Source organism: Corallococcus interemptor, assembly GCF_003668875.1.
GTDB lineage: Bacteria > Myxococcota > Myxococcia > Myxococcales > Myxococcaceae > Corallococcus > Corallococcus interemptor.
In genome coordinates this window covers 1-24457 of record NZ_RAWM01000062.1, presented here as the reverse complement: position 1 = coordinate 24457, position 24457 = coordinate 1, and the positions used below count along the sequence as shown (strand labels likewise).

Sequence of the window (24457 nt, the reverse complement as noted above, 5' to 3'; positions counted from 1 at the left end):
GCCCCTTCACGGGTGCGCCTCCACGTCCGGCTTCGTGGCCTGGACCCGCGCCGCCACCAGCCGCGCCAGGTCCTCCACCGTGCGCACGCCCTGCGCGTCCTCCTCCGACAACATCACCTGGAAGCGGTTCTCCAGCCCCACCGCCAGCACCGTCAGCCCCAGGCTGTCCAGGTGCAGGTCGCGCAGGAGGTCGTGCGCGGGCTCCACCGTGCCCTCGACCTCCAGCTCCTCCAGGGCGATGCGGCGGATCTCCGCCAGCGCCTCCGTCACGATGTCAGCCACGGCGAACCTCCGGAATGAAGCGGGGACGGTGGGCGAAGGCCTCGGAGTACATCGCCCCGAGCGCCGCCTCCTCCGCGCGGATGCGCACGTAGAGGAGCGCCGCGTTGCCCACCGTGAACACGACCGCCGTCACCCACGCCCCGTGGATGAGCGGCACGCACAACAGCTCCAGCACCACCGCCACGTAGTTCGGATGCCGCAGGAACCGGTACGGCCCGCCCGTCACCGGCGCCAGCCCCGGCACCACGATGATGCGCGAGTTCCACCGGTCCCCCAGCGTCCCGATGGCCCAGTACCGCAGGCCCTGCGCCACCCCCGCGCCCGCGAGCGCCGCCCAGCTCCACGCGCCCCAGAAGGGCCGCTGCAGGCCGAACACCTCCGCGACGCACGCGACCAGGAACAGCGTGTGGAACACCACCATGAACCGGTAGTGCCCCTGCCCTGTCTCCACGCCGCCGCGCGCGAAGGCCCGCTCCGCGTTGCGCTTGGAGAGCACCAGCTCCAGCAGCCGCTCCGCGACGAGCAGCCCCATGAAGCCCGCGAACAACGCCTGGGTGCCGGTCACCATCGCACCAGCACCATCTCCGCGCAGAAGCCCGGACCCATGGCCATCACCACACCCCAGTCGCCGGGCTTCACGTCCGCCTCCTCCAGCGTCTCGCCCAGCACGAAGAGCACCGACGCGCTGGACAGGTTGCCCACCTGCTTGAGCGACCTCCACGAGCGCTCCAGCGCGCCTGCTTCCAATTCCAGCGCGGACTCGAAGCCCTCCAGCACCTTGGGGCCGCCGGTGTGCGCCACCCAGTGCTTCACGTCCTTGCGCGTGAGGCCATGCTCCGCGAGGAAGCCGTCCACGTTGCCGCGGATGTGCTCCTTCACCAGCTGCGGCACCTTCGCGGACAGCACGACCTTGAAGCCCGTGTCCACCACGTCCCAGCCCATCACCCGCTCGGTGTCCGGATAGAACACCGACCGCGAGCCCACCACGCGCGGGCCGGTTCCTCCTGCTTCCGCGCCCCGCAGCACCACGCACGCCGCGCCGTCTCCGAAGAGGCCGGAGGCGATGATGTTGGGGATGGACAGGTCCTCGCGCTGGAGCGTGAGCGAGCACAGCTCCGTGGCGATGAGCAGCGCCGTCTGCTTGGGGAACGCGCGCAGGTAGTCCGACGCGCGCGCGAGCCCCGCCGCGCCCGCCACGCAGCCCAGGCCGAAGATGGGCGTGCGCTTCACGTCCTCACGAAAGCCCATCCGGTTGACCAGGCGCGCGTCCACGCTGGGCGTGGCGATGCCCGTCACGGTGACGAAGAAGACGTGGTCCACGTCCTTCGGCGTGAGCCCCGCGCGCGACAGCGCCTCGCGCGCCACCTGTTCCGACAGCTGCGTGGCCACGCGGATCCACGCGTCGTTGCGCTGCTGGAACGTCGCGAGCGACGGATACTCCTCCAGCGGCAGCGCCAGGTGCCGGCCGCCCACCTGCACGTTGCGGTGCAGGTCCTCCAGCCGCTCCAGGTTGAAGTGCTTCGTCGCCCACAGGTCGCGCAGCGCCGCGATGAGCTGCTCCTGGCTGGCGTAGTGCGGAGGAAGCGCGCGTCCCACCGCGCTCAACGAAGGGGATGGCGCGGGGTCGTGACGATTCGAGCTGGGCATGAAGTCCTGGAGGGTCCCACCCGGGGAGCCGGGTCCCCAGGCTTAATCCCCCGCAGGGCCGGATGCGATGGTCTATCGCCGGACCTGCCCGCCCCTGAACCCCAGGGGCGGCGCACACTGTTGCACACGCGACGCCCCGCGCGGGGCTACTGGCAGAGCCCCGTCGTGCTGTCGCAGCGCCCCTCGATGCAGGGGGAGTTCCACTGGGGGAAGCCCCCGTCAGCCGAGGGGAAGACGCAGCGCTCTCCCAGGCGCGGCTCCCGGGCGCAGGTGCCCCCGTTCTCTCCGCGCGCGCAGATGAGGTACTTCGCGCAGGCCAGGGGCGCGTCACAGGCCTCTCCCAGAGCCTTGCCCTCGGTGCAGTGCCCGTCCGTGCAACGCTGGGCCCAGGGGCACTCCACGTCGTAGCGGCACTCGCCCGGGCTCGCGGTGATGCACACCCCGGAGGTGCCGCTGCCCGCGTCCGGCTTGTCGCACAGCAGGCCCTCCGCGCACTGGCCGGGGCCACCGCAGGCCTCCCCTTCGACGAGCGAGGCGGGCTCGATGCACAGGCCCCTGGGGCTGGTGCAGATCTGTCCGGGGCCGCAGCCCTTGAGGTTGGCGTCGCAGCGCACACCGTCGGGTTCGCACTGCTGGGGTACGGAGGCGTCGGGGCTGATGGACGTGCACGTCAGGCCGGACTCACACGCCCCATAGTTGCAGGCACCGGGGGGCAGGGAGGAGCAGGGGTAGGTGGGGACCTGCCCACACACCTGCCCCAGGGTCCGGTACGCCCTGCAGGTGCCCTTGCCCGACATGTCCTCGATGGCCGTATCGCAATGGGACGACGTCGCCGTGTCACAGGGCTTGGGCTCGATGAGGCCAATCCTGCACGCCTCTCCCGGGTTGGGTCGCGGCACGCAGCACCCCTGCGAGCAGTAGCCGTGGCCGTCACACGGCGCGGCCCCCGGCTCGCCGCAGGCCATGCCCACGGGGCGCTTCTCCGGACACGCGACGCAGACGCCCGCGTCGCTTGAATCCTTGAGGCAGTAGCCCGCGCGGCAGTCCACATCCCTGCCACAGGCCCCGCCCACGGAGGAGCGCACGAACGCGCAGCCGCACACCGTGGAGGAGGGATTCAGTCCCCCCGTGAGGCACGCGGACGCGGCCTGGGGCCAGTAGGTGAGGAACCCCGCGTTCCGGTACACCCGCGGGAAGCGGCCCTCGCAGTTCAGCCGCTCCCGCTCGACACACCCGGCCTCGGCCGAGGCCTCCACCGTGCCGGCGTCCACTCCGGCCGCGCACAGCCTCTGGGCCGACTCCTGACACCAGTTCTCGGCGGAGGGCACCGGGCCTGCTTCCGGCAGCACCAGCGAGGCGCACAGGTCGGCCGCTGGCGGAGAATCACAGCGGCTGTTCCAGGGGGCTCCTGGGTTCTCGGGCGGCGCACAGGCGACGCTGGCGTCCGGCACGCTGGCGTCCGGCACGCTGGCGTCCGGCACGCTGGCGTCCGGGAGCTCCACGCTGGCGTCGGTGCCCGCGTCAGGCACCTCCACGCCCGCGTCCCCCGCGGGCGGTGGGTTCTTGTCGGGACAGCCGGTGCCCAGCGCGAGCACCGCGCTCAGGGCGAACAGCAGGAACGCATGGCGACGCGGCATGTTCTTCTCCAGGGGGATTCCGGACGCCGGCCCGCGCCCTGCCCCTGTCAGGGACCCACCATCCCTTCATACGGTCACGGAATGGATTCCTGGTCGCCCGCGGTCCAGCGCTCAGCCGAACGGATAGCCCAGCACGCAGTAGTAGCCCCGGACGTAGATGGTCATCGCCGCGAACATGTCCGGCGCGAACGTGGTGATGGCCAGCGTTCCGAACAGCAGCACCATCAGCAACAGGGTGAACTCCGCCGCGGCCTGCCCGCGAGAGCGCGGCCTGCGCAACCAGCGGTAGCTCCTGTGCATCCAGCCATCCATCGTGGAACCTCCCGAGCGCGCCCTTGCGCTCACGTGTCGTCATCCGGGCTCTGGAAGCCAGTGCAGGCATCCGACCCCGTGTTGAAGTAACCGGTGTCCCCGTTCTTCACGTACATGGCCTCGGGCATGCCGGACGTCTTCGCGCCCTGGAAGTACGGCCCCCGGCAGCGGTAGGCGCGCATGGGGAAGTTGTCGCCATAATTGTTGGCCTGGTCGAAGCCGCGCTTCGCCTGGACGGCCCGGGGCTCGCAGGAACCGAGACACCAGTTCGTGTCATCCAGCCAGTACGCCGCCTCCAATAGCTCCCCCGGCATCATCCGGGTGGCGGTGACGGTGGGCACGCCGTACGCCTCGACATGCCGCAGCCGGATGGAGTCGCGGATGTAGTTCGCGTCGAAGGGCGAGTCGAGCCGCAGGACCTGCAACGCGTTGCTGATGGCGTTGACCATGCCCGAATCCGCGGCGCCGGCGTAGACGATGGGCTGGACGCGGTCTCGCGTCAGCTGCTCCACGCGCGGGTAGGTCTGGGACGGCGCGTCCCCGGGGCGCCAGGCCCTCCAGGTGTCGTGGTAGACGTAGAACTGCTCACGGAAGACCAGGTCCAACCGCGAGTCGTCGAAGCCCGTGGTGTAGAGGCCAATGGCCTTGGGGATGATGTGGTTCACCAGGCGGACCTGCACGTCCACCTGGGCCGCGCCGACGCGGGTGTCCAACCCCATCCGCCGGGCCATCTGCTCCGGCGTGCTGCCCAGGGCCGCGAGCGTCGCCCCCACCGACCCGGATGCACCCGCCGCCCCCGCGACGTCCGCCAGGCCCACGCGCTTCAAGGGCGCGTCCGCGTCCGCCAGTGACGCCGTGAGGGTCACCTCGTTGCGGGAGGCGCTGCCCAGCTCGCCGTCCTTCGTGGCGCCATCCAGGTCCCGGTAGCGCTTCAGCGCGTCGCTCGTGATGCCTGACAGGTCCGAACGCGCGACGCGCTCGAAGGCGATGAAGCGCGCCAGCTCCACGGACTTGAGGCGCGCGCGCTGGACCTCCCAGAAGTAGTTCACCCACAGCAGGAGCGCCACGAAGAGGGGCGCCAGCAGCGCCAGCTCCACCGTGGAGGAGCCGCGCCGGCTCCAGGTGACGGAACGCTTCGCCATCGCGGTGCCCCTCCTCAGTACGTCAGGCCGTTGAACAGCCAGTTCGCGTCCCGGTAGGTGGGAATCAGGAATCGCAGGTGCTGCTCATCCCAGTGCGTCTGGATGGGCGCGAGGCGGGCGGTCCAGAGGGGGTTGAAGAAGTTGGGCTCCTCCTGCCATTGCCCCGGCCGGTGGTAGATGGCGCGCCCCACCGACATGGCCATCATCCCGCCCGTCCTCGCGCGAAACTCTTCGGCGAAGGTGTCCTGCTTGCCGCCGACGTACCGCCACGTCATGTCCAGCAGGGACTCCTGGATGCCCTCCTGCATGTTGGTCGTGCGCGGCCCGTAGGGCCCGTTCTGCGCGAGGTCGCTGTTGTACTTCCCGGATCCCCGCGTGCGCATGAAGGAGTTCCGGCTGAGGTTCTCCAATTGGAAGACCTCCTTGCCGCTCTCGTCCCCGCCATTTCCACGCATCGCCCCCATGTCCTTGCTCAGCACCACCATGTTGCAGGGGTAGCCGAAGTGGTTCTTCCAGGGATTGAAGAAGCTGGTGTCGGAGGTGACGAACGGCGTGATGCCCTTCCATGGATGGTGGGCGGACACCTTCTGGTTGCCATACTCCTGATGGAAGCCGTTGCGTGCGTCCGCCGCGACCCGGAAGCGCAGCTCGAAGACGGTGGACCAGTCCAGGAAGCCCAGCCCGCAGCCGGGGCGCACCTCCATCTTGATGTCGTCCGACGCGAAGAGCTGATCATTGCGGTTGCCTTCGAATTGCTCGGCGAAGCTCTTGATCTGGCTGTCGGCGGTCTTCTCCACGCGCAGCTCCCCCACGATGAGGCACAGGCGCAGGTTCCACCTGCGCCCGATGAGCACCGGGCCCTCGCCCTGGGCGGTCCAGTTCCTTCTCACCGCGTTGGCCATGCTGCCCATGAGCAGGCGGTACTTGGCCATGTCCGCGTCCGACAGCCGGTTCTGGTTGCGATTGAGCAGCCGCCCGCGCGTCGCCATGCCCGTGGGGTCCGCCCCCATCCAGGGGCTGGAGCTGCGGGGGCCGTCGTCCAGCACGTGGAGGAAGTTCTTGCCGTTGGAGTGATTGAGGGTCCCGGGGTCCGAGTACAGCGCGGGCAGGGGCACGTCCCGGAAGGGATCATTGTCGTCCATGGAGGGCTCCACCTCCGCCCGTGGGTCCGTCAGGTGGATGCTCTTGTCGCGAGCCGCGTCGCTGTAGAGGTCATACAGCGTGGCGGACAGCATGGCCTCCTGGCTGATCCAGAGGGAGACGTTCAACTCCGTGAGGACCCGCACCAGTGTCGGGACAAGCTCCTCCACCGTCTTCACCCACGCCTTGATCATCGCGGAGATGGCGGCGAACACCGGTCCGATGCCTGGAAGGACTTTCAAGTACTTCGCCGCGGCGCCAATGGTCCGGTCCAGGTACACCGCGTGGCTCACGTAGGACATCACCGTGAGCATGGCGCTGTAGTGAACGACCATCGCGCGGTTGGTGTAGGCCAGGAAGTTGTACGCGCGGGCCTCCTTCACCGCGAGGGAGTAGGCCTGCGCGTCCGCCGCGTCCTGGAGCTTCATCTTCTCATACACACCGTGCCCGATGCTGACGGACGACATCACCGCCACGGCCACCACCAGCATGCACACGGCCCCCAGCACCAGGGCCTGTCCCCGCTCGTCCCGGCGCAGCCGCCTGACCATGCCAAACATTGCGTGCTCCCTAGCCCGCCGGGCAGGCGCCGGGGCCCCAGGCGCCCTGGATGAGGTTGGACTGCATGCGCATGGTGGAGGTGGCCACGATGGGAATCGCATACGTCTGCGCCCCGGCGAGTCTGGCCAACTCCTTGAAATAGGCATTCCCACGGCTGGCCCCGTCCTGTTCCAGGTACTGAGAGGCCGACCCGCCGCCAGGAGCCTTCTGGGTGAGGAAGCCGACGCCCTTCAACTGCCCCAGCACTTCGCGCCCCATGTAGAAGCTGTGCAATTGCCAGTTCGCGAACGGGATGCGCAGCTCATAGAAGTACGTCACGCGCACCGACAGCAGGTTGGCCTCGATGACGGTGGCGTCGCGGTAGTCATCGAAGTCGATCTCCTTTCCCCCCAGGTGCGAGCCATAGGTGGAAAAGAGTCCATTGAGCTTGCCGGGCTCCGGGTTCAGGACCTCCACGAGCACCCGCTTCAGGGGCGAGCCGGGAAAGTACTGGTTCACGTCCGGGTGCCAGAGCGTATAGGCGTCATGGACATCCATGGCATTGACGAGCGTGTCCGCCCGCCCTCGCCCCCCGGTCCTGGGTGGCCCCAGCGTCGGCACGAGCGCCATGTACGCGGCGCGCTCCATGGTCGGGCAGTTGCCATGATTGACGATGCCGGTCCGGACCGCGCGGTAGGCGGCGTACTCGGTCATCAGCCTTGCGTGGTGCAGGGTGGTCAGCTGGAGGGTGCCCAGGATGAGGAACACCATCAAGGGCACCACCAGCGCGGACTCCACGGCGGCCTGGCCCGACTCCCCCTGGCGGCCCGACGTTTCCGTTTGCATTTGGATTCCCAGCCTCACACAGGCCGGGAGGAATTGACCAGTCCTTGCCAGCAATGCCTGCCAAAAGGCCCCCTCCCATGCAAGCATTTGTCAGCTGGCGGAAACTCGTCTGACCATTCCTTCCAAAACCCACCAGGCAGACAGCGCTTCCGGCCGAGCCCGGTCCCTGGCGCATGCCGGTAGCATCCGGGCCGTTCTCGAGCTGGGGGGATGTGATGAAGATGGTCTGTGTTGGCGGAGGCCCGGCCGGGCTCTACTTCTCGATTCTGGCCAAGCTGTCCAACCCGAAGCACGAGGTCACCGTCGTCGAGCGCAACCCCTCGGGCGTGACGTACGGCTGGGGCGTCGTGTTCTGGGATGACCTGCTGGATGACCTCTACCGGAACGACCCGCTGAGCGCGCGGCGCATCGCGGAGTCCGCGGCGCGCTGGGACACGCAGGAGGTGCACCTGCGGGGCCAGAACGCGACGCACATTGGAGGCTACGGGTTCGCGCTGGGGCGCGACCGGCTCCTGGACATCCTCATCCGGCGGGCGAGGGGCCTGGGCGTGGACGTGCGCTTCGAGCAGGACGTCACGGACGTCTCCGCGTTCGAGGACGCGGACCTCATCGTCGCCTGTGACGGCGTCAACAGCCGGCTGCGCCAGCGTCACGTCCACCACTTCCAGACGCACGTGGAGGAGGGGCGCAACAAGTACATCTGGCTGGGCACCAACAAGGTCTTCGACGCCTTCACCTTCGCGTTCGAGGAGACGCCCGCCGGCTGGCTCTGGTTCCACGGCTACCGCTTCAACGACGAGACGAGCACCTGCATCGTGGAGTGCCAGGAGGAGACCTGGAAGGCGCTGGGCTTCGACACGCTGGGTCCGGACGAGACGCTCCGGAAGCTGGAGGGCATCTTCCACCACCAGCTGCGAGGCCGGGCGCTGTTCAACCAGCTGAAGGGCATGGGCCGGGCGCCCTGGCTCAACTTCAAGCGCATCACCAACGAGCGCTGGTACCACGACAACATCGTGCTCATGGGGGACGCCGCGCACACCACGCACTTCTCCATCGGCTCCGGAACGAAGCTGGCCATGCAGGACGCCATCGGGCTGGCGCGGCAGCTGCGGGCCCATCCGGACGACCTGCCCGCCGCGCTGGAGGCGTATGACGAGGAGCGCAGGGCGGCCCTGCTCGCCATCCAGCTGGCGGCGCGCAGCAGCTCCCAGTGGTTCGAGAACGTCCCCAGCTATGTGAGCCAGGACGCGACGCAGTTCGCCTACGCGCTGCTGAACCGCCGGGGCAGCTCCGTGTGGAGCTACCTGCTGCTCATGGCCAGCCAGCAGCCCTCGCTGCGGGGCGCGCTGCGGAAGCTCCACGCCTCCAAGGCCTGGGTGCGCGAGCAACGCCGGGGCCGCGCCACGCTGGCTTTGAACGCCCCGCCTCCAGGTTAGGAATCCGCGGCGCGCAGGACTGTCAGACCTGACTGCTAATTCATTGCCAGTCAGGTCACAGTCCCTCCCACCAGGAGCATGCGTCCATGCGCGGTTCCGTCATCGTCTTCGCTGTCGGGCTCATGCTCTGCGCGACGAGCGCGCTCGCTCGCGCCGGGGCGCCCCCACCCGCCGGGTCTTCCCAGGCGGTCCACGGGCTGGAACATCCCCGGCAACGCATCCAGCCCGACGAGCGCGAGCCGGAGCTCGCCCCCGAGCCCGTGCGACAGAAGCACGCTCCGGTCACCCCGCCCCGGGCCCTGGTGGCTTGTGAGCCGGCGGCCTTCGCGTCCGCCAGTGGCGCCGAGCTTGTCTCGCGGGTGAAGGGCGCCACGGAGGCCTGCCTCAACTCGCTGTTCTCCGTGACGGCCCCCCAGTCCGGGCAGATCTTCAGCGAGAGCAAGATGGCCACCATCGCCAACGCTCTCACCGTGAGCGCTCAGCAGTACGTGGGCGACAACTCCGCGCAGACCCTCCAGCTCATCCTGTTCCTGCGCGCGGGCTACTACGTGCAGTTCTACCAGTCAGGCACGGTGGGCAGCTACGGCGCCCCACTGCGCGACGCCATCCGACCGGCGCTCGCGGCGTTCGTCGCCAACCCCCACTTCAATGACGTCAACGACGCGCACGGCGCGGTGCTGCGGGAGTTCGTCATCCTCATCGACAGCGCGGGGGAGACGCCCCGGCACCTGGGCACACTGCGCGGCCTGCTGGACCGCTTCAATGCCGCCGCCGAGGCCTCCTATTCCATGAGCAGCGCCACCAACAGCGTCTACTCCGGCCTCTACCGGGGCCAGTTCAACCCGGAGTTCGTCGCGGCCGTGCAGGCGGACCCGTCCATCATCGACTCGCTCGAGTCCTTCATCCCTCGCACAGAACACCTGCTGGGCACCTCCAGCCAGTACCTCACCCTCAACGCGGCGCGCGAGATGGCGCGCTTCCTCAAGCACACCGGAGCGCTGCAGACGCTGACGCGTCCCAAGGTGAAGGCGGTCCTGCTCAACCACTCGATGACCGGTCCCTCGGCGGGCCTCTGGGTGGGCACGGCGGAGATGGTCGACTTCTACGACAAGGCCCATTGCGCGTACTACGGCACCTGCGACTTCCGCCGGACGGTGGAGCAGGCGGTGCTCGGCATCACCCACACCTGTGGCGCCACCCTGCGCGTGCGCGCGCAGGACCTGACGGCGGCACAGCTCACGCAGACCTGCGACCAGCTCGCCACGCAGGAGGCGTACTTCCACGACACGCTGAAGACGAACCGCGTGCCCGTGGCCGGGGACAACAACACGTCCCTGGAGATGATCATCTTCGACAGCAGCATCGACTATCAGAACTACGCGGGCGTGCTGTTTGGCATCAGCACCAACAACGGCGGCATGTACCTGGAAGGGGACCCTTCCGCCTCCGGCAATCAGGCCCGCTTCATCTCCTACGAGGCGGAGTGGCTGCGGCCCGCCTTCGAAATCTGGAACCTGCGCCACGAGTACGTGCACTACCTGGATGGCCGCTTCAACATGAAGGGCGACTTCAACACGAGCATCAGCCAGCCCACCGTCTGGTGGATCGAAGGCCTGGCCGAGTACATCTCCAAGAAGAGCGACAACGCGAGCGCGGTGACGCAGGGGAAGGGCAAGGCCTTCAAGCTCAGCGAAGTCCTGCGCAACAGCTACAGCAGCAGCACCGACCGCGTGTACGCATGGGGCTATCTGGCCACGCGGTTCATGTTCGAGCGGCACGCGGACCAGGTGGGCGCCTTCCTCGAACAGTTCCGCGCGGGCAACTACACCCTCTACCGCCAGTCCCTGGACGCGCTGGGCACGGCGAATGACACGGAGTTCCACGGGTGGATCGACTGCGTCGCGAGGGCCACGGACCCGGGTGTCTGCGTGTCCCCCGGCTCCGACCCCGGGCCGACGCCCGCGTGTACGGCGTCCAACCCCCAGCAGCTTGAGAGCGATTGCTACCGGGGCCCGCTGGCCTCCACGGGCACGCCGCTCTACTTCTATCTCTACGTGCCTCCCGGCGCGCACGACCTGCGCTTCGTGGCAAGCGGAGGCACGGGCAACGCGGACCTGTATGTCCGCTCCGGCACCTGGCCCACGCAGACCGTGTATGACTTCCGGCCCTACCTGCCAGGCAATGACGAGACCGTGGAAATCCCCGCTCCCGCCACCGGTGGGTACTACTACCTCATGCTCGTGGCGCGCACGCCCTACTCGGACGTGAGGCTGGAGGCCCACTTCGACAGGAACTAGATGCAAAGGGTTGCGGCCTTCGTAGTTGGGCCGCCCGGTTCTGCATCACCGCCTCCGTGCCTATATCCTCCAGGCGTCCCACCTGACTCCTGGAGGCATCCATGTGGCGTTCCCTGATGGTCGCGGCGGTTTGTGTTTTCGGTCTCACGGCTTGCGGCGGTAGCGCCGACGTGGACGGGGACCTGGTCTCCCAGGAGCAGGGGCTCGCGTGCGAGGCCGGCACCGGCGCCTGCCCCGGCACCACGGTCTGTGCCTACAACGGCGCTGGTGGTGAGGGGCTCTGCCGCCCCGCCTGCGTCAACGGCCGGTGTTCCAGCGGCATCTGCTGCACCCAGCCCAACGGCGCGCCGTACTGCAACAGCTTCTGCTACTGATGGCCCAAACCCCACCGGCGGCGGAGCGCCCCACGACGCTCCGCCTCCGGCGGTCACCGCCGACGCTAATTGATGACGCCGATGGTCTCCGAGCGGTCCACGGCCTCGCCCTTGGTGGTGTAGCCGGAGTACCAGCCGGTCAGGTTGCTGCCGGACTGGTCATACTGCACGTGGACGTGGGGCCCCGTGGCGTTGCCCGTACCGCCCTCGTTGCCCACCTGGCAGCGGTTGCACGTGCGGTCATACGAGTCCGACGTCTTGATGAAGTGCCACAGGCGGAACGTCCTGCCGTTGGAGAAGGCGTGCTTCGCCTCGTTCTGCGTGCCGCTGCCCGTGCCGTTGCAATAGACGCCCGAGGTGCGGATGGTCACGTTCCAGGACAGGGACGCCATCACGCCCGTCTCCACGCCCCAGTAGTTGCAGCGGCCGCTGGAGATATCCAGCGCGCCGTGGAACGTGCCGCTGGAGTAGTACGTCGTCGCCGTCACCGTGCCCGGGAAGGGAGACTTCACCGTGTACGAGTACGCGGCCGCGACCGAGGGAACCGCGAGGGCCAGGATGACCGCGAGGGCCTTCTTCTTCATGTGACGCATCGGGGGTGTTCCTTTCGGGCCGGCGGGTCCGGCCCCATGAGGGGTGCCGCTCAACGGACCTGTTGCAGCCGCTGCTTCTCTCTCAGGAGCAGGCCCCACTCCTGAACACCTGATTCCAGTGCGCGGATCCACGCGTCGATCTCCGGCGCCATCGCCGGATCCACGCTCCGCAGCTTGCGCAACTCCGGCACGGCGTCCGCGAAGCCCAGCTCCGCGATGCCCTGCACCAGCGCCTTGCGCACGCCCGCGTCCCGCTCTCCCCGGTACATGCCCACCAGCGCCTCGCGCGCGGGCCCCATCTGCGCCGCCGGCACGCTGCCCAGCGCGAGCGCCGCCGAGCGCCGCACGTCCGCGCTCTCATGGCCCAGCATCCCGAGCAGCTTCTGCCCCGCCTCAGGCCCCATCTTGCGCGTGTCCAGGGACTCCAATATCCGCGCCGTCACCTTCGGGTCCGTGGACGCCGTCGCCGCGTTCACCGCCAGGTCCGTGGCCGGGCCGTGGTGCGCGGAATAGACGTACTGGTTGTCCTCGATGAGGTTCTGGGCGGCCTCCATGCGGACCTCCGGCGAGCCGTCCCGCATGAGCCGTTCGTACATGTCCCCCGTCTTCTCCAGCGCGCCCGTGCGGCGCATGGCGCGCACGGTGGCGGCGCGGACGGACGGGTCTCGGTCCTCCAGCGCGCGGCGGGCCACCGCTTGGATGGCGTCCTTCTCCGCCTCGCGCTCGCTGCGCGCCACCAGCGCCGCGGCCAGTTGCTCCACCATCGCCGGGTCCGTCTCCCGGTCGAACGCCGCGTGCAGCTCCCCGGAGGGCAGCGACACGGCGGCCTCGCGCAGCACGGCGTTGAGGTAGTCGCGGTAGGCCTTGGAGTTGGAGCGAAGTCCCTCGCGGAGCTGATCCATCAGCCCCCGCACGGAACAGCTCTCTGCCCTCAATGCCGGCAGCGCGGCGGGGGACGTGGACCACGCGGGCTGGGACGCGAGCAGCAGCGTCAGACCGCCGAACGCGCGAAGACCTTGGAGGAAGCGGGGCATGCGAAGGGCTCCTACTGGTGGCGGTCCATGCAGCCGAAGGGGTTCTGGTCCGGCAGCTCGTTCCAGACGCGGATGAAGTCGACATTGCCCTGGGCGTAGAGCGTTTCGAAGACGCGGTAGAGCGGCTGGAAGCGCGGATCCACCGTCGCCATGTTCGCCATCACGGGCAGGGCCTCGCGGCCCGCGACGCGCGCGGAGAAGCGGAAGAGCGCCCAGCGCACGCACACGGACTGCTCGCGCTGGAAGGAGTCCGTGAACAGCTTGAGCACCTGCTCCTTGTCGGAGGACATGGCCAGCACCTGCGCCGCCGCGTCGCGGCCGTCCTCGTTGCCCTCGCTCTGCAGGATGCGCGTGAAGCGCTCCGTGGCCTTCGCGTCCAGCACGGGCGAGTTGTGCAGGGGCGCCGTCTGCGCCAGGTGGCGGATCTGCTCGTCCGGCGCGTCCGTGGCGATGGTGATGAGCCGGTCGAGATACGGCGACGCGTCGCCATGGTTCTCCGACTCGCGCGCCATCACGCGGCCCAGCGTGCGCGTGGCGGCCCAGCCCGCCTCGGTGGAGGCCGGGTCGCGCGCGAAGTCCGCCATCCGGTCCATCGCGGCCGGCGGCAGGTGCTTCTGCGTGTCCAGCGCGGACAGCATGCCCGCGCGCCGCTCGATGGACAGCTTCGCGTCCATCCCCGCCTCCAGCAGCCGCGCCGCGACCTGGGGCTTCTGCACCGCGTCCGAGGCCCGCAGGCCCGACAGCAGCACCTGGAACTCCGCGCCCTGCGCGTCCCGGGCCCAGTCCACCACCTGCCCCGCCTTCCCCGCGTCGTCGCCAATCAGCTCCGCGAGCTTCGCCTTGAGGTAGTCGCGGACCAGCGCGTCCTTCGACGCGAGCAGCGGCGCGGCCTGCTCCCGGAACGTCTCCAGCGTCACGCCGTCGTTGAAGCGCCCCAGCTCCGGGAAGCACGTCTGGTCGGAGAAGCGGCGCTCCGCGGCCTCTGCCTCCTCCACGCCGGCAGGCGCCGCGCCCGTGCCCCCGCCGCCCGCGTGCGAGCCCTGGGACCGTGAGGCCTTGACGGGGGCCGCCGTCGCCGAAGGGGCCTGTGCGTCATCACCGCCACGCCACACCAGCCCCACCGCCGTCAGGACGGCCACGAGCCCCGCGCCCGCCAGGCCCCAGGGCACACCCCGCCCTCGCGAAGGACCGGAGCCGGGCGTCTGGGTCGGATTGGATGAGTCCATGGGAATCCAAAGCAATCATGGATTCCATGTTTCAATCAAGTAAAACAGATTGATTGGATTTTTACTGGATATGTCTCGTTCCTCCTCTGGGGGCAGCCGTTTCCGACGGCATGCGTCACCAGAACCGTCCGCGCGTTATGGAATGACAGACGGCAGGGCGCGGGCCGCGCTCGGGCCCCGGGTGAGCATGACGCGCCGGGCCATGTCGTGCGTCGTACGAGAGCGGGCCCGGGCGCTGGGATGGGGGGCCGTGCGGTTGACTTCACGGTCATGGGGGTGGTGAACCGGATGCCCCCGGGCAGTCGCGGGTCCGGTGGCGTTGCAGCGGTCGCAAACCCTGATTGCCGCGTCTGGAGCCACATCCATGATGACCCCTCCCCGTCGTCACCGCCGGAGCCCCTGGCTTGCGCGGTGGCATCCCCTCGTCGCCGCGGGTTTCGCCTCGGCGCTGGTCTCCTGCGCCGCGTCCGAAGCGCCTGAGGAGGCCCCCGCGCCCGCCGTGGAGGACACCGCGCAGCGCGAGCAGGAGCTGCTCACCTGGACGCTGGGCGCGAAGTACGACGCCACGCAGGCCAACATCAACTTCAACGTGTACTCGTCGCGCGCCGAGCGCATCGAGCTGTGGATCTACAAGACGGCCCAGGGCGCGCAGGAGGTCGTCAGCTACGTGATGACGAAGAACGCGACGACCAACGTCTGGTCGAAGACCGTCTCCGTCTCCACGCTGAAGAACACCTACGGCGTCACCGGCACCGTCTATTACGGCTACCGCGCGTGGGGTCCCAACTGGCCGTACAGCTCCGCCTGGAGCAAGACGAACAACACGGTGGGCTTCCTGTCGGACGTGGACGCCTCGGGCAACCGCTTCAACCCGAACAAGCTCCTGTGGGACCCGTACGCGCTGGAGCTGTCGCACGACCCGGTGAACATGACCAACGCGGACGCCACGGTGTTCGCGTCCGGCCCGTCGCACCGCTACAAGGACAGCGGCCCGTTCGCGCCCAAGGGCATCGTGCTGGCGCCGGACTCCACGCCCACCGGCACCAAGCCCACGCGCGCCTTCAAGGACGACATCGTCTATGAGGTGCACCTGCGCGGCCTGACGAAGCAGGACACCGGCTCCGGGTTGGATGCCGCCTGTCTGGGCACCTACAAGACGGCGGGCCAGAAGGCCGCGCAGCTGGCGGCGCTGGGCGTGACGGCGGTGGAGTTCCTGCCGCTGCACGAGACGGACAACGGCCGCAACGACGCGGTGGCCAGCACCGCGGGCGACAACTACTGGGGTTACATGAACCTCAGCTACTTCGCGCCGGACCGCCGCTACGCGTGCGACCAGACGCCGGGCGGGCCCACGCGTGAGTTCAAGACCATGGTCAAGGCGTTCCACGACGCCGGCATCAAGGTGATGGTGGACGTGGTCTACAACCACACCGGCGAGGGCGGCGCGTGGACCAGCGGTGACCCGAACACGTTCAACGTCATGTCGTACCGGGGCCTGGACAACCCCACGTACTACAGCCTGACGAAGGACATGAAGTTCAACTGGGACAACACGGGCGTGGGCGGCAACTTCAACACGTTCAATCCCACGGCCCGCAACGTCATCCTCCATTCGCTGTCGTACTGGAAGGACACGCTGGGCGTGGACGGCTTCCGGTTCGACCTGGCGTCGGTGCTGGGCAACATCTACGAGCACGAGACGGACACGCACAGCGGCTACGAGTACAGCCGCGACAACGCGAACACGGCGCTCAATCAAATCACCACGCAGCTGGACCCCCGGCCGGAAGGAGGCGGCGCGGGCACGGACTTCGTCGCGGAGCCGTGGGCCATTGGTGGCAATTCCTACCAGGTGGGCAACTTCCCGGCGAAGTGGCGCGAGTGGAACGGCGCGTTCCGCGACACGTTCCGCAAGGACCAGAACCAGATGGGCGTGGAGAACGTGACGCCGGGGCAGTTGGCCACGCGCTTCGCGGGCTCGTCGGACCTGTACCAGGATGACGGCCGCAAGCCGGCCGCGTCCGTGAACTTCATGGTGGCCCACGACGGCTTCACCCTGAAGGACCTGTACTCGTGCACCAGCAAGAACAACAGCCAGCCGTGGCCCTACGGCCCGTCCGACGGCGGCGAGGACAGCAATCACAGCTGGGACCAGGGCGGCAGCGCAACGGCCCAGCGGCAGGCGGCGCGCAACGGCCTGGCGTTCCTGATGCTGAGCGCGGGCGTGCCCATGATCACGGGCGGCGACGAGTTCCTGCGCACGCAGTACTGCAACAACAACGTGTACAACCTGGACTCGAACAAGAACTGGCTGGACTACGCGTGGAGCCCGGACCAGTCCAACTTCCGCCTGTTCACCCAGAACCTCATCGCGTTCCGCAAGGCGCACCCCGCGCTGCGCCCGGCGGCGTTCTACGCGACGACGGACGGCAACGGGAACGGGCTGCCGCAGCACGCCTGGTTCAAGCCGGACGGCTCCACGCCGGACGCGGCCTACTTCAACAACGCGGGCAACCACGCGCTGGCCTACCGCATCGACGCGTCGGAGTTCTCCGGTGAGACGGTGAACGCCATCTACGTCGCGTACAACGGCTGGTCCGGCACCGTGAACTTCCTGCCGCCCTCGCCCGGCGCCGGCAAGAGCTGGTACCGGGTGACGGACACGTGCTCCTGGATTGAGAGCCGGGGCGCGAACCAGGTGCTGCTCAACCCGGGCAGCTCGGACCAGATCACCGCGGGCTACGACCTGTGCGGCCGTGGCGTGCTGGTGCTGGTGGCCAGGTAGCGTGAAGTCCGTGGAGGACCCGGTGCGCTGTCGCCGGGTCCTTCGCGGGCCGGTATAAGGCCGGCATGGTCCGGGACGACAGCGCGGTGGTGAAGCGGCTCCAGCAGGAGGACTCCTTCGAGAAGGAGACGTTCGAGGGACTGGACCTCCAGGGCGTCGACCTGGGAGACAAGGAGTTCTACCGGTGCACCTTCCTCAACTGTGAGTTGCAGGAGGGCCGGTGGAAGGAGGCGCTGCTGGAGGCGTGCGTGTTCCAGGGCTGCAACCTGACGCGCGCGAACTTCAACGCCATCCGGCTCCGGGACGTGCGGTTCGAGGGCTCGAAGTTGATGGGCATCGACTGGACGGGCGTGGCGGCGAACCCGGAGGTGAACTTCGAGGAGTGCGCCATGCCCTACAGCTCGTTCGTGGGGCTGAGCCTGCGCCAGACGTCGTTCGTGCGCTGCGTGGCGCGCGAGGCGAACTTCTTCGACATGGACCTGACGGACGCGGACTTCACCGGCGCGGACCTCACCGGCAGCAACTTCCGGGGCTGCGTGCTGACCCGGACGGACTTCTCTGGCGCCACGGGCCTGGTGCTCGACCCCGCGCGCAACAAGCTGAAGGACACGCGCATCCCGCAGGACACGGCGATGTCCGTGGTCCATGAGCTGGGCATGCTCGTGGAGGGCTACCACGCGAAGCCGGCTGGGCGTGGCGGCGCGAAGAAGGCGGGGGCGAAGCGGTGAGGGAGGGCACCCCGTTCGACCCGGTCGCCGTCGTGCGGATTCGCACGATGCTGGAGATGGGGCTCGTCGGGCTCAAGGAGATCATCGCCTGGGCGGATGCCTGGGTGATGAAGCTGGATGACCCACCGCTGTGGTTGCTGGAGATGTGCACGGCGCCGGATGTCGCCACGGCCAAGGGGCTGCTCTACGACATCCCGATGCTTCCTCTCCCGGCCACCCCCGAGGAGCGTCGCGCGGAGGACGCGGACCATCTGGCGTGCCTGTTCCTCCGCCACCGGCGCGGGGAGCTGTCCTGGGGAGAGTTCCTTTTTCAAGGGGGCCAGTACCTGGATCGCGCGGGCGGCCCCTGGCCGTGCGAGACGTTCTTCATGCAGCTCAACTTGCTGGAGCGCATGGGGTTTCCGGAAGACCTGATGCGGTCCCAGCGCGAAGACATCGAGCGCGAGCTGCGGGACGCACTGGAGCGGATGGAGGCCGCGCATCGGCGGTTCGAAGCCAAAGCGCGCGGGGACTAAACCAAAGGTCACGATTCCTGGACGTCTGGTCTGCCGCTGAGGCTGAGTTTTCGGCCCTGGATGCCACTTGCCGATCGAGAATCGTGAGCGGCCGTTTAGCGTGGCTGATAAGGCGGGGCTCGAAATGCCTGTGGCTCCGCCTTGTCGGACTGCTAGATGCCTTCCGAACCTCGTAGAGTCCCGTGGACTCGAGATGAAGGCCGCCATCGGGCGACCGTAAGCCTGGGCGCCGGCGCAGGTGGCGTCGCACACTCTGGGCGCGCAGACTGGAGTGCACTATGCCCTTGGATAAGGCGTCCCTGCTCCGCACCGGCGAACTTGTCGTCTCGGCCATCGCGAGCGACGAGGAACTCTTCGACAAGCTCGTTCTCAAGGGCGGCAATGCACTGCAGCTCATTCACAAGATTGGCGCGCGCGCGTCCATCGACTACGACTTCTCCATGCAGGACGACGTCGAGGACTCGGCTTGGCTCGCAGCCAGGCTCGAGCGAGCTGTTCAGCGGCACTTCGAACTCGAGGGTTACCGCGTCCTCGACTTCAAGTTCACGCCCCGGCCGGCGCGCCGCCCGATCGTCGGCCAGACGAACCCCAGGTGGGGTGGCTACAACGCAACGTTCAAATACATGTCAGCCGAGGACTGGGCCGCTGCGGAGGGAGTAGGGAGTCAACGGTTCATGAAGGGGCAGAGGGCAGCGCTCGCCCACGGCGATGGTGCCCGCCACGACCCGACGTCTGAGGCGGACGAGGCCCTCACGTATCGACGCAACATCGGCAAGAAGGTCGAAGTCGAGATCAGTAAGTATGAGTACACCGAAGGCAAGCAGGAGGTCGAAGTCGACGGCTACCCGGTGTACGTCTACACGCTGCCCATGATCGCGGCCGAGAAGCTGCGGGCCATCTGCCAACAGATGGCCGCGCACGGCCAGCGGCGGAACCCAGCGCCTCGGCCTCGAGACTTCTACGACATCCACGCTTGCGTGCAGTCCGGCCAAGTGGACCTGACGCAGCACTTGGCGACAGTGCGTGGGATGTTCGCTGCAAAGGAGGTTCCTCTTTCGCTCCTCAACCACATTCCCGAGTACCGGTCGTTTCACGCCAATGCGTGGGGCGAGGTGGTGAGTACTGTGACGGGTGAGAAGCTGGAATTCTTTGACCACTACTTCGACTTCGTGTTGAACGAAGTCGCACGACTACAGGCCGCGGGGGTGGAATAAGCGCCACTCCTTGCTGTACTCGGCGTCCCTCATCCCGTGCGTGAGGTAGAAGTCGAAATTGAGGCCCATGGTGCGCAGCCGCTCTAATTGAGTCGGTCTATAGCCAGCGCGCTCCATGTAGAAGCCGATGGCTTGGTGGTACGGGTACACGTAGTCGAGCTTTTTGAGCATCGCGACGAGCGTCGGCACCGCCACTTCATCCCGCGCACGGCGGAAGGCCTCCACGACCTCGAACACGCTGCCCGCGTAGTTGGGGCGGACCGTGATGTCGATGAGCGTGCGCTCTATTGCTGTCACATCGACCTGCGTGGCTCGGTTGATTGGGCGGGAAACTACGCCCAACCGGCCCGTCGACTTCCCGTTGAGAAGTACGACTTGGTAGATGTCCAGATGAAAGACGTACTTGGAGGTGCGCGGCGCGTTGCTGAAGGCACGGTCGAGCCCCTCCTGCGTCAACCCGCCCGCCGGCTTCGGCTTGGGACTCTGCTCCTTGTTGACGTAGATGACCTTTGGAACCTGATTCGTCAGGCCATGCACCACCAAGGCAGAAAAGTGCGAGAGGTAAGCACCCGGCCTGAGAGAGAGCGCGAGGCTATACGGCTCGACCTCGTCCCATACGTACCGGACCGCGCCCGGGTATCCATGTTCAGCTGCAAGCTCAATCTGCTTTAGCTTCCCTTCCGACTGGAGCAGGGAGGTCATACGGGCCGGTGTAGCGGTTTCCGGAAGCTGCAGCTCCTCACGAGCGCGACGTAGGAAGTCCCGTAGCTGGGGCGCGTTGAAGACACGGAAGGGCTGCGCCATGACGTATGCGGCGAGCTTGGGACCGGAGGTGACCTCCCATGAGCGGCGGGGCATATTTTCTCTTCTCCCTGCTAGGTATATATACCTAGCAGGGAGAAGAACTCCATGGTTAATTCGTGTGATGGCACTAGGTATATATACCTAGTGCCATCAGGGGAATAGGACGAGAGCATACGCATCGGAACCTAGGTATATATACCTAGGTTCCCCTTCAGGGATCGGCCTTGAGATAACCCGGAAATAGCAGGTATATATACCTAAGCAGCTTTGGCCATGGCTAGCCGAGCGAAGAAGCGGGAAAGTGGTCGGGTTACGCGTCGGCCGCGCGCACTGGCGCTAGAACGCATCCCACAACCGAAGAAGCAGGATGAGGGCGCAGGCGAGCTGAAGGACGCTTTGCCGCGCCGAGTCCGACTAACCAAAGCGCCCCCTTTTTGCCCCTGCGTGGGAGCCGTCGATGTGCGCCTCGGTCAAATCGAGCTTCGCGACTTCTCAAGTCTTCCGCCAGCGCTCGCAGAATCCGGTCCAGCCCCCCCGCCTTCACCCAGGCCTGAAATCTCCGGTGGCACGTTTAGTAGGGCGGGTAGCGCCCTGGCAGGTCCGCCGAGGGCGCTCCGGTGCGCAGTACCCACAGAATGCCGTTGAGTACATCCTGCGGATCGCGCCAGGGCCTTCCACCCTTCGCGCTCGTACGCTGCCGCTCGGGCCCCGGCACATGCGGACGAAGGACTTCCCACTGCTCGTCGGTCAGCTCTATCCAACAGGGTCGAGCACACTCCCTGCTCGCTGTCGCCCCTTCCGTGACCGGTTATGAGATGCATTCTAGCCCACGAGCACGAGTCTTCGTGGGGCGACGTTCCAGAGCGCAGGCAGGTCCGCGTCGCAGAACGCGCAGACGAACCACTGTTCCTTCACCAGATTGAACTCGCCGCAGCGGGTGCACCGCCGGAAGGTGATGGCATGGGTGAAGCCCGGGGGACCTCGGATGCCGGCCCGGGTCAGCGCGAGCGACAGTGCGTCCCAGCAGTCCGTGTCCGGGCAGTAGCCCATGGATTGGTTCGAGGCTCCCGCGATGTCCCACCCCGTTGCGGTTCGCTGGAAGTGGAACTCGCCCGCCGCCAGCACCTCCTCGCCTCCCGCGCACGCGACGTGTTCCGACCGGCGTGGCGCCAATCGCAGACAGCCGGTGAGGTCCACGACCCAGGTCGCGCCCTCTTCCATGGCATCCGGGTGAGCGTGGAGCCAGCGGTCCAGGTCTTCGCGGGCGCGGATGGAGACGCCGGCGGGATGCGCCATCACGGCACGGCGGATCTCCTCGGGTCCGACATAGGTGTAGGCGTTCAGCTCCATGACGGTGTGACGTCAGGTCGCGGCAGAACCAGACAACAGCCGGCGGCAGGCGGAGGACTTCACCGCGAGGTACACGCGCTGGCCCGGTGCGATGGACAGCTCACGCACGGCGGCGTGCGTGAGGCGGACCACCCAGCGGACGCCCGCCACGTCCACATGGGTCGCGCACTCTCCTGCCCCCGCCTCCTCCAGCTTCGCCACCGTGCCTTCGAGCACGTTGCGCGCGGAGACGCCGGTCAGCGGACCGGTGGACAGGAGGATGTCCTCGGCGGGCACGGCGTAGGCGGCGCGGGTGCCGTGCGGCAGCTCCGGTGCGTCCGGCACCCAGAGCGACAGGGCCTCCGTCACACGCAGCCGTGTGCCTCCGGCTGGAGGATGCTCCAGCGTGCCTTCGAGGATGTTCTCCTCGGGCTCACCGGTGAGCAGCCCGCGCGCCACCGTGCCCAGCACCGTGTCCGCGGGCCCCACGGCCTTCACCGTGCCTCCGTCCAACACCAGGGCCTCGCGAGCCAGGGCCCTTGCTTCACCGAGTTGGTGGGTGACGTAGAGCAGGGGCACGCGGGCTTCGTCGCGCACGCGCAGGAGGTACGGCAGCACGCGCTCCTTCAAGGCGATGTCCAGCGCGGCCAGGGGTTCATCCAGCAGCAGCAACGCGGGATCCGTCGCGAGCGCCCGCGCCAGGGCCACCCGCTGCTTCTCGCCTCCGGACAGCGTCACCGGGTAGCGGTGCAACAGCGGCTCCAGCTCCAACAGGTGCACGGCTTCGTCCACGCGAGACGGCCGCCCGGCGCGCACACCGAAGCGAATGTTCTGTCCGGCGGTGAGGTGAGGGAAGAGCAACGCGTCCTGCGGCACGTAACCCATGCGACGCGCTTCGGGCGGAACATCGACCCGAGCACCCGTGTCGAGCAGCACGCGGCCATCGACGACGACGCGTCCCGTGGCGCCGCGCCGCAGGCCCGCGAGCACCTCCAGCAGTGACGTCTTCCCAGAGCCCGAACGCCCCAGCACGGCGATCGAAGCGGAGGTGAAACGCGCTTCGACCTCCAGCGTGAAGCGCGCCAGCGGCAGCCGGAGTGCCAGCTCCATCACGCGAGCCCCCGGGCCCCGCGCCGCCGCGTCACCACTTCCGTCACGTACATGGCCCCGAACGCGAGCACGACGGAGACGCCCGCGAGCCTCAGCGCCTCCGCGTCCTGCCCCAGCTGCGTGCGCTGGAAGATGGCCAGGGACAGCGTCTGCGTGCTTCCCGGGATGTTGCCCGCCACCAGCACCGTCGCGCCGAACTCACCCAGCGCCCGTGAGAACGCGAGCAGCGCGCCCGTGAGCACTCCGCGCCACGCCAGCGGCAACGTCACCCGGAAGAACGCCCGCGTGCGCGTGTCTCCCAGCGTGCGCGCCACGGCCACCAGCCGGGGGTCCACTTCTTCAAAGCCCGCGCGCGCGGAGCGCACCAGCAGCGGGAACGCCATCACCGCGCTGGCCAGCACGACGGCCTTCGGCGTGAACACCACCTCCACGCCCAACGTGTCCAGCAGCCGTCCCAGCACCGAGTCGCGCGCCAGCAACTCCAGCAGGACCAGGCCCACCGCTGTCGGAGGCAGCACCAGGGGCAGGGCCAGCAGCGTCTCCACCACGCCGCGCCCCGGTCCCTTCCAGCGCGCGAGCGCGTACGCCGCCGCCACGCCCGGCACCAGGATGAGCGCCGTGGACAGGGCCGCCACCGCCACCGTGAACAGCACCAGCCCTGTCAGCCCTTCATCCATCACGGAGCGGGGGTCCCCTTCCCTGCATCCGGCACCGCCTTCGCGTCCAGGAAGCCCAGCCGGTGGAACTCCTTCCGCGCTCCTTCCGTCTGGAGGAAGCGCACGAACGCGAGCCCTCCCTCCCGCGCCTTGCCCTGCGTCAGCGCCGCCGCCGGATACACGATGCGCGGCGCATCCCCCTCCGGCACCGTGAACGCCACCCGCGCCTTCTTCGATTGCGCCGCGTCCGTCGCGTACACCACGCCCGCGTCCACCCTCCCCGCCTCCACCGCCGCCAGCGCGGCGCGCACGTCCACCGCCGGCACCACGCGCGGCGCCACGTCCGCCCACACGCCCGCCTTCGTCAGCCAGGCCTTCGCGTACACACCCGCGGGCACCGCCGCCGGCTCCGCCAGCACCACCCGCTTGAGCCCCTTCAGGTCCGCCGGCCCCGCGACCTTCAGCGCCGACTTCACCGGCACCACCACCACCAGCCGGTTCGACAGCAGGTCCACCCGCGAGCCCGCCTGCACGAGCCCCGCCCGGTCGACCGTGTCCATCTTCGCCGCGTCGGCGGAGAGGAACGCATCCGCCGGAGCCCCCGCCACCACCTGACGGGCCAGGTCGCTCGACGCCCCGAAGGCGAAGCGGACCCGGTGCCCCGATGCCTGCTGGAACGCGGGCGCCAGGGCCTCCAGCGCATCCGTCGTGCTCGCCGCCGCGAACACCAGCACCTCTTCCGCACGCGCCGTGGACACCGACAGCCACACCAGCAGTAAGCCCCACCCCGCACGCCGCATCGTCCGCTCC

24 protein-coding genes are annotated in these 24457 nt (G+C 68.3%); 7 read left to right on the top strand and 17 right to left on the bottom strand.

What is annotated here, in order from left to right; translation table 11 throughout:
• Positions 1-6: 6 nt before the first annotated feature.
• From D7X96_RS21875 to D7X96_RS21840, 8 genes are all read right to left on the bottom strand, one after another.
• Positions 7-282 (bottom strand): acyl carrier protein, encoded by a 276-nt coding sequence (locus D7X96_RS21875; protein WP_121770619.1) that lies wholly within the window; start codon positions 280-282, stop codon positions 7-9.
• Positions 275-850 (bottom strand): isoprenylcysteine carboxyl methyltransferase family protein, encoded by a 576-nt coding sequence (locus D7X96_RS21870; RefSeq protein WP_120549369.1) that lies wholly within the window; start codon positions 848-850, stop codon positions 275-277. Before D7X96_RS21870 ends, D7X96_RS21875 begins: the two co-directional genes overlap by 8 nt.
• On the bottom strand, positions 844-1929 hold the full coding sequence (locus D7X96_RS21865) for a type III polyketide synthase (protein ID WP_121770618.1): 1086 nt from the start codon (positions 1927-1929) through the stop codon (positions 844-846). Before D7X96_RS21865 ends, D7X96_RS21870 begins: the two co-directional genes overlap by 7 nt.
• A gap of 146 nt (positions 1930-2075) precedes the next feature.
• Positions 2076-3566 (bottom strand): hypothetical protein, encoded by a 1491-nt coding sequence (locus tag D7X96_RS21860; RefSeq protein WP_121770617.1) that lies wholly within the window; start codon positions 3564-3566, stop codon positions 2076-2078.
• Between the two features lie 111 nt (positions 3567-3677).
• Positions 3678-3866, bottom strand: coding sequence for a hypothetical protein (locus tag D7X96_RS21855; protein ID WP_233609753.1), 189 nt, complete (start codon positions 3864-3866; stop codon positions 3678-3680).
• A gap of 41 nt (positions 3867-3907) precedes the next feature.
• Entirely contained in the window at positions 3908-5020 is a 1113-nt protein-coding gene (locus D7X96_RS21850) for a pilus assembly protein (protein ID WP_121770616.1), read from the bottom strand.
• A 14-nt stretch (positions 5021-5034) separates the two neighbouring features.
• Entirely contained in the window at positions 5035-6720 is a 1686-nt protein-coding gene (locus D7X96_RS21845; RefSeq protein WP_121770615.1) for a pilus assembly protein TadG-related protein, read from the bottom strand.
• 10 nt (positions 6721-6730) lie between these two features.
• Entirely contained in the window at positions 6731-7546 is an 816-nt protein-coding gene (locus tag D7X96_RS21840) for a TadE/TadG family type IV pilus assembly protein (RefSeq protein WP_120549363.1), read from the bottom strand.
• 215 nt (positions 7547-7761) lie between these two features.
• On the opposite strand from D7X96_RS21840, the gene D7X96_RS21835 reads away from it, so the two are divergent.
• From D7X96_RS21835 to D7X96_RS21825, 3 genes are all read left to right on the top strand, one after another.
• Positions 7762-8982, top strand: coding sequence for an FAD-dependent monooxygenase (locus D7X96_RS21835; protein WP_233609749.1), 1221 nt, complete (start codon positions 7762-7764; stop codon positions 8980-8982).
• Positions 8983-9068: 86 nt separating this feature from the next.
• Complete coding sequence (locus tag D7X96_RS21830) at positions 9069-11279, top strand: M9 family metallopeptidase (RefSeq protein WP_121770614.1); 2211 nt, start codon at positions 9069-9071, stop codon at positions 11277-11279.
• A 101-nt stretch (positions 11280-11380) separates the two neighbouring features.
• Complete coding sequence (locus tag D7X96_RS21825; protein ID WP_120549360.1) at positions 11381-11653, top strand: hypothetical protein; 273 nt, start codon at positions 11381-11383, stop codon at positions 11651-11653.
• Between the two features lie 65 nt (positions 11654-11718).
• Here the strand turns inward: D7X96_RS21825 and D7X96_RS21820 are convergent, their stop codons facing one another.
• The 3 genes from D7X96_RS21820 to D7X96_RS21810 are packed head-to-tail and all read right to left on the bottom strand — an operon-like array spanning position 11719 to position 14506.
• Positions 11719-12246: a hypothetical protein gene (locus D7X96_RS21820; protein ID WP_120549359.1), complete on the bottom strand. Its 528-nt coding sequence runs from the start codon at positions 12244-12246 to the stop codon at positions 11719-11721.
• A 50-nt stretch (positions 12247-12296) separates the two neighbouring features.
• Entirely contained in the window at positions 12297-13280 is a 984-nt protein-coding gene (locus D7X96_RS21815; protein ID WP_120549358.1) for a HEAT repeat domain-containing protein, read from the bottom strand.
• Between the two features lie 11 nt (positions 13281-13291).
• On the bottom strand, positions 13292-14506 hold the full coding sequence (locus D7X96_RS21810) for a hypothetical protein (protein WP_167510869.1): 1215 nt from the start codon (positions 14504-14506) through the stop codon (positions 13292-13294).
• A gap of 364 nt (positions 14507-14870) precedes the next feature.
• Here D7X96_RS21810 and D7X96_RS21805 point away from each other — a divergent pair, with 364 nt between their 5' ends.
• The 4 genes from D7X96_RS21805 to D7X96_RS21790 all read left to right on the top strand — a co-directional run bounded on the left by D7X96_RS21805 (position 14871) and on the right by D7X96_RS21790 (position 19748).
• Positions 14871-17291, top strand: coding sequence for an isoamylase (locus D7X96_RS21805; RefSeq protein ID WP_120549356.1), 2421 nt, complete (start codon positions 14871-14873; stop codon positions 17289-17291).
• Between the two features lie 65 nt (positions 17292-17356).
• Positions 17357-18019, top strand: a complete 663-nt coding sequence (locus D7X96_RS21800; RefSeq protein WP_121770613.1) for a pentapeptide repeat-containing protein — start codon at positions 17357-17359, stop codon at positions 18017-18019.
• Complete coding sequence (locus tag D7X96_RS21795; RefSeq protein ID WP_121770612.1) at positions 18016-18534, top strand: hypothetical protein; 519 nt, start codon at positions 18016-18018, stop codon at positions 18532-18534. Before D7X96_RS21800 ends, D7X96_RS21795 begins: the two co-directional genes overlap by 4 nt.
• A gap of 278 nt (positions 18535-18812) precedes the next feature.
• Entirely contained in the window at positions 18813-19748 is a 936-nt protein-coding gene (locus D7X96_RS21790; RefSeq protein WP_121770611.1) for a nucleotidyl transferase AbiEii/AbiGii toxin family protein, read from the top strand.
• On the opposite strand, the gene D7X96_RS21785 is transcribed toward D7X96_RS21790, so the two are convergent.
• The 6 genes from D7X96_RS21785 to modA all read right to left on the bottom strand — a co-directional run bounded on the left by D7X96_RS21785 (position 19725) and on the right by modA (position 24447).
• Complete coding sequence (locus D7X96_RS21785) at positions 19725-20606, bottom strand: type IV toxin-antitoxin system AbiEi family antitoxin domain-containing protein (RefSeq protein WP_121722873.1); 882 nt, start codon at positions 20604-20606, stop codon at positions 19725-19727. The two genes, D7X96_RS21790 and D7X96_RS21785, sit on opposite strands and share 24 nt — an antisense overlap.
• Before the next feature lie 517 nt (positions 20607-21123).
• Positions 21124-21303 (bottom strand): transposase, encoded by a 180-nt coding sequence (locus tag D7X96_RS41775; protein ID WP_368666503.1) that lies wholly within the window; start codon positions 21301-21303, stop codon positions 21124-21126.
• A 71-nt stretch (positions 21304-21374) separates the two neighbouring features.
• Positions 21375-21902: a hypothetical protein gene (locus D7X96_RS21775; protein ID WP_121722871.1), complete on the bottom strand. Its 528-nt coding sequence runs from the start codon at positions 21900-21902 to the stop codon at positions 21375-21377.
• 12 nt (positions 21903-21914) lie between these two features.
• On the bottom strand, positions 21915-22991 hold the full coding sequence (gene modC / locus D7X96_RS21770) for a molybdenum ABC transporter ATP-binding protein (RefSeq protein ID WP_121770634.1): 1077 nt from the start codon (positions 22989-22991) through the stop codon (positions 21915-21917).
• Positions 22991-23668, bottom strand: coding sequence for a molybdate ABC transporter permease subunit (gene modB / locus D7X96_RS21765; RefSeq protein ID WP_120549352.1), 678 nt, complete (start codon positions 23666-23668; stop codon positions 22991-22993). Before modB ends, modC begins: the two co-directional genes overlap by 1 nt.
• Entirely contained in the window at positions 23668-24447 is a 780-nt protein-coding gene (gene modA, locus D7X96_RS21760; RefSeq protein ID WP_121770633.1) for a molybdate ABC transporter substrate-binding protein, read from the bottom strand. Before modA ends, modB begins: the two co-directional genes overlap by 1 nt.
• Between the last annotated feature and the right edge of the window lie 10 nt (positions 24448-24457).